Raw genomic sequence first — 2,845 nt, 5'->3', positions numbered from 1 at the left:
CTGTGGCCGATCGTATCGGTCACCGGTCCGGCGAGAAAGGAAGATGAGCTACCCGGGCCGTGCGCGGCGTCGGGGCCGGTATCGAGCTGTTCGATGACATCCTCGTCGCCGACCTCGGTCAGCACCGTCTCGACCTCCTCGTCGTCGACGCCGAGATAGGCGGCGATGACGCGCGGGTCGGTCCTGACCGACTGTGGATTGCCGTCCGAGATCTTGCGGCCATATTCGAGCACCACCACATGGTCGGAGATCTGCATGACCACCGACATGTCGTGCTCGATCAGCAGGATCGAGGTGCTTTTCTTGATGTCCATCAGGAGATCGTTGAGCGCCGCCGACTCCTTCGGATTGAGGCCGGCGGCCGGCTCGTCGAGGCACAGAAGCTCGGGGCCCGTGCACATGGCGCGCGCGATCTCCAGGCGCCGCTGCGCACCATAGGGCAGGTCGCCCGCCGGATCGTCGGCGCGGTCGACCAGGTTGGCCTTCTCCAGCCAGTGCTTGGCCAGGTCGATCGATTCGGCCGACGCCTTGCGGTAGCTCGAGAAGCCGAACAGGCCGAGCATCGTATAGCCCGACGCCTTCATCAGCTTGTTGTGCTGCGCGACCAGCAGGTTCTCCAGCAAGGTCATGCCCGAGAACAGGCGGATGTTCTGGAAGGTGCGCGCCACCTTGGCGCGCGCCGGGATCTCGTGGTTCGGCAGGCGTTCGAGCAGGTAGCTCGAGCCGTCACTGCGGTTCAGCGTGATCATGCCTTCCGACGGCTTGTAGAAGCCGGTGATGCAGTTGAACACCGTGGTCTTGCCGGCGCCGTTGGGGCCGATCAGCGCCGTGATCTCGCCCCGCCTGGCCTGGAAGGACAGGTCGCCGATGGCGATGAGGCCGCCGAACTTCATCGACAGATGCTCGACCTGCAGGATGAACTCGTTCGAGGATGGGGTCGCGTTCATCAGCCGTGGCCCTCCTTGGTGAAGGAGCCTGAGACGGCTCTTCGCTCCTTGAGGAAGGCTGTCGGCTCGCGACTGCCGACGAAGCCGCGCGGCTTCCAAAGCATGACGATGACCATGGCCATGCCGAACAAAAGCATGCGGTAGAGTTCCGGTGTGAAATCGGGACCGAAAATTCGCTTTAGGAAATCGAGTTCGCGCAGCGCTTCGGTGCCGCCGATCATCACAAGCGCCGCCACCGCGATGCCGCCCAGCGAACCCATGCCGCCGAGCACGACGATCGCAAGGACAATCGCCGATTCCAGGAAGACGAAGGATTCCGGGCTGACGAACCCTTGCCGCGCGGCGAAGAACGAGCCGGCGAAGCCGCCGAACATGGCGCCGGTGGCAAACGCGGTCAGCTTGGTCGTGGTGGTGTTGATGCCAAGCGAGCGGCAGGCGATCTCGTCCTCGCGCAGCGCTTCCCAGGCGCGGCCGACCGGCAGGCGGCGCAGCCTCACGGTGACGAAGGCGGTGAGCAGGCAGAGCAGCAGGATCAGGTAATAGAGGAAGATTTTGTAATAGGCGCTCGAAGCGGCGATGTCCAATACCTTGCCGATGTAGTTCGGATCCGAGACGTTGAACGACATCAGGCCGAAGAAGGAGACTTTCGGAATGCCGGAAATGCCGGCCGAGCCGTTGGTCACCTCACGCCAGTTGATCAGCACCAGGCGGATGATCTCGCCGAAGGCTAGCGTCACGATCGCCAGATAGTCGCCGCGCAGCCGCAGCACCGGGAAGCCGAGCATGACACCCCAGAAGGCGGCCATGCAGCCGGCGGCCGGCAACAGTATCCAGAACGACAGGCCGAAATGCGTGCCGAGCAGCGCATAGGCGTAGGCGCCGACCGCGTAGAAGGCGACGTAGCCGAGATCGAGCAGGCCAGCCAGGCCGACAACGATGTTCAACCCCCAGGCCAGCATCACATAGATCAGGATCTGGATACCGAAATTGTCGACCCATTTTAGCGAGCCTTGGAATCCACCGGCCATCGACCCAGTGTACAGCGCAAGCGCTAGGACAACGATAATCGGATAGAGCGCCAGCGCACTAACGCCCAATACGGAGAAGTGGGCTTGAATGAAACTGCGGAAATAGAACAGCACCGAAGCTAACGCATAGATGATGGCAAGCGCCCGCAAGAACCGTGCATAGCCGGCAAGATCCGGCCCCAGCAACCCATCAAGGGAGCCGGCCAACACAAGCAGCACAGCCGCTAGCACGATGGCGGCAATGAAATACGACAATTTGAAAAATCGCGTCGCCAAGCTGGACGGCATCAAACCGGTATCGACATCCGCGACTTTCAGGCCGGCCACGAAGGGCTGGACATAGGCGATGTAGAGGAAGCGTCCGACGGCGGTGAGAATCACCACGAGGGCAAGCAGGCGCCAGCGTTGCACCAGGATCAGCTCGTTGGAGATGTTCTGGTCGGTCCTCAGACCGATCAACAGCACGAACAGCCCAAGAGCGATGGCGCCGGCATAGAGCGCTTCGCGGAAAGCCTGCTGGATGGGAGTGGCGACGGCGTCGCGCTCCGGATTTACTGTGACCGCCATGAGCTCAGACCTTTTCGACTTCGGGCCGGCCCAGGATGCCGGACGGCAGGAAGATCAGCACGATCGCCAGGATCGAGAAGGCGGCGACGTCCTTGTAGTCGATGGAGAAATAGGCCGACCACATGCTCTCGATGAAGCCGATCAAGAGGCCGCCGAGCACGGCGCCGGGCAACGAGCCGATGCCGCCGAGCACGGCCGCGGTGAAGGCCTTCACGCCGGGCACGAAGCCGTCCGAGAACACCACAACGCCGTAATACATCAGGAAAAGCGTGCCGGCGACGGCAGCAAGGGCTGCGCCCATGA

General features: G+C 62.7%; 2 protein-coding genes and 1 pseudogene. All 3 read right to left on the bottom strand.

The genetic code is table 11. From position 1 onward, the window contains the following. Window positions 1-947: ABC transporter ATP-binding protein (locus EN742_RS30420; protein WP_148670367.1), on the bottom strand; the 947-nt coding region annotated here is incomplete at its 3' end. After that, complete coding sequence (gene livM, locus EN742_RS30415; RefSeq protein ID WP_126057822.1) at window positions 947-2,542, bottom strand: high-affinity branched-chain amino acid ABC transporter permease LivM; 1,596 nt, start codon at window positions 2,540-2,542, stop codon at window positions 947-949. The genes livM and EN742_RS30420, both read right to left, overlap by 1 nt. Window positions 2,543-2,546: 4 nt before the next feature. After that, window positions 2,547-2,845, bottom strand: a pseudogene (locus EN742_RS30410) (branched-chain amino acid ABC transporter permease LivH); the annotation flags it as partial.

This window comes from Mesorhizobium sp. M4A.F.Ca.ET.020.02.1.1, assembly GCF_004022645.1.
Taxonomy (GTDB): Bacteria; Pseudomonadota; Alphaproteobacteria; order Rhizobiales; family Rhizobiaceae; genus Mesorhizobium.
Note: the sequence above shows the minus strand (reverse complement) of the source record. Positions and strands in the feature narration are given on the sequence as shown.

Bases quoted from the DNA above. Each gene is read 5' to 3' on its own strand.
- livM (WP_126057822.1), bottom strand. From the start codon at position 2,542: ATGGCGGTCACAGTAAATCCGGAGCGCGACGCCGTCGCCACTCCCATC.